This window comes from Planktothrix sp. FACHB-1355 (genome assembly GCF_014748295.1).
Taxonomy (GTDB): Bacteria; Cyanobacteriota; Cyanobacteriia; order Cyanobacteriales; family Aerosakkonemataceae; genus Aerosakkonema; species Aerosakkonema funiforme_A.
Genome location: NZ_JACJUP010001324.1, coordinates 1 through 1,745, shown reverse-complemented (window position 1 = coordinate 1,745; position 1,745 = coordinate 1). Strand labels below are relative to the sequence as shown.

Here is a 1,745-nt window from a genome sequence, read left to right as displayed (position 1 = left end):
GTGCCAATGCTGTGGAGGCCCACTACTTTCCGGTTGGACGGTTATTTCCAAAAGAGAGAATCCGCTGTTAGTTTCTTCTCCCACTGCTTTATAAGTAATTAAATCGCCTAGTAGCCAGAAAGATTTACCTTCGCCAGGAGGAACGACTTTGATAGTTTCCGTGCTTGTGTCCATAATTGCTGTCTAATATGGTTTAATTAGTTGTGTCTCTGCTTTAGACTTAAACCAAGTATAGCTGAGGAATTAGGTTTGCCAATAATTTATATTTAAACAATTGCCTAGAAAATGCTGAGATTTAACTCAGTATTTTTTAGCGATTTCTCAGGAAAAATTAATGTTGGCTTCAGAAAGTTTTAACAGCAGTAATTACAGCCTTTGTCGCCGATCGACTAAATGCGATATGCCTATGCTACGCGATGCGATCGCAACTGCAAATTTAACAATTTCTTTATATTTATAAGGTATATTGTTGCGCTTGAGCGCTAAAGCACAACAATGCAGTCATTCAAGCAACTTTAGTTACTACTTGTAGTATTGACAGATGTTTGACAAACTGGAAACAGGTGAATGATTGCCATACCAGCATAAATATTATATTTTGAAAATAAAAAATTATGAACGACTCTCGCGAGCTGATGATTATTATAGTGATAATGCTTAACGTCATTATTTTTTGGTTCCTATTTTCGAGAAGCTGGCTAAGCCTTGCCAAACTATACAAAACTAACCAAGCACCCCCACCCAACATTCGCTACATGAGACATGGTTATGTTGGTGGGATTCGCTACAAAGGAATGCTAAACGTGGGCATAACTCTCGAAGGAATATATCTGAGTATCATTCCGCCATTTAATATTGGCTCGTCACCTCTGCTGATTCCTTGGAGCGCAATTGACAAAATCGAAAAAGTTAACAGCTTCTTTATACAAAGTTATCGTTTGCACATAAAAAATCAGAAAACAACTATAATTTTAAACAAAGAGGATTTGGCACCAGCCAAAGGCTTTTTAGCACAAAGAGGGATGGAATTATGATAATGAAAAATACAAATAAAAATTTATGCAGATTGTTAGAAAATTTTTAAGCCAGGTTAAAGCATGACGCAGAATATTTCCAGAGCCGATATTTTTGAAGAAGCAGAAGTATTTGTATTCCCGGCATCTTTTGCCCAGCAGCGTCTGTGGTTTTTCGATCGATTGGCACCGGAAAATCCTTTTTACAATGTGTCAATAGCAGTGCGCTTAACAGGTGCGCTCAATCTAACCGCATTAGAGCAAACATTCAACGAAATTGTGCGTCGCCACGAAACTTTACGCACTACGTTTGTGATGGTCGAGGGGCAACTTATGCAGGCGATCGCACCATCTTTAACTATACCTCTTACCGCGATCGACCTACGCAATTTATCAGAAACGGAACGAGAAACCAAAGTGGAACATTTGGCTTCTCTTGAAGCACAGAAACCTTTCAATTTAACCGCCGGGTCATTGCTGCGAGTAACGCTACTACAACTAACTGAAACAGAAAATATTCTGCTGCTGAATTTACATCATAAGTAGTCGGACAAAAGTAATCGACACTGTATGAACTTTTGTTAAGGCACTCGCAGGAGTGCGATCGCGCAGCGTGCCTCCCGGCATATCGTGCATCGGAACAAATTAGTACAAATGCACTGTATAGCATGATGTTTAGTTGGAATTCTTTTTGAATTTTTGAAAAGAGCAAGGCTCGACCCGCATTTCTCA

Annotated in this window: 3 protein-coding genes; all 3 read left to right on the top strand. The window is 39.3% G+C overall.

The annotated features are described in order from the left end of the window. Nucleotides 1–334: 334 nt before the first annotated feature. Nucleotides 335–460 (top strand): hypothetical protein, encoded by a 126-nt coding sequence (locus H6S82_RS34255; RefSeq protein ID WP_255512231.1) that lies wholly within the window; start codon nt 335–337, stop codon nt 458–460. Nucleotides 461–614: 154 nt separating this feature from the next. After that, nucleotides 615–1,034 (top strand): hypothetical protein, encoded by a 420-nt coding sequence (locus H6S82_RS32025; protein WP_190464915.1) that lies wholly within the window; start codon nt 615–617, stop codon nt 1,032–1,034. Nucleotides 1,035–1,097: 63 nt separating this feature from the next. Beyond that, nucleotides 1,098–1,559, top strand: a complete 462-nt coding sequence (locus tag H6S82_RS32020; protein WP_190464916.1) for a condensation domain-containing protein — start codon at nt 1,098–1,100, stop codon at nt 1,557–1,559. Nucleotides 1,560–1,745: the final 186 nt, after the last annotated feature.

Bases quoted from the DNA above. Each gene is read 5' to 3' on its own strand.
- H6S82_RS34255 (WP_255512231.1), top strand. From the start codon at position 335: ATGTTGGCTTCAGAAAGTTTTAACAGCAGTAATTACAGCCTTTGTCGC.
- H6S82_RS32025 (WP_190464915.1), top strand. From the start codon at position 615: ATGAACGACTCTCGCGAGCTGATGATTATTATAGTGATAATGCTTAAC.
- H6S82_RS32020 (WP_190464916.1), top strand. From the start codon at position 1,098: ATGACGCAGAATATTTCCAGAGCCGATATTTTTGAAGAAGCAGAAGTA.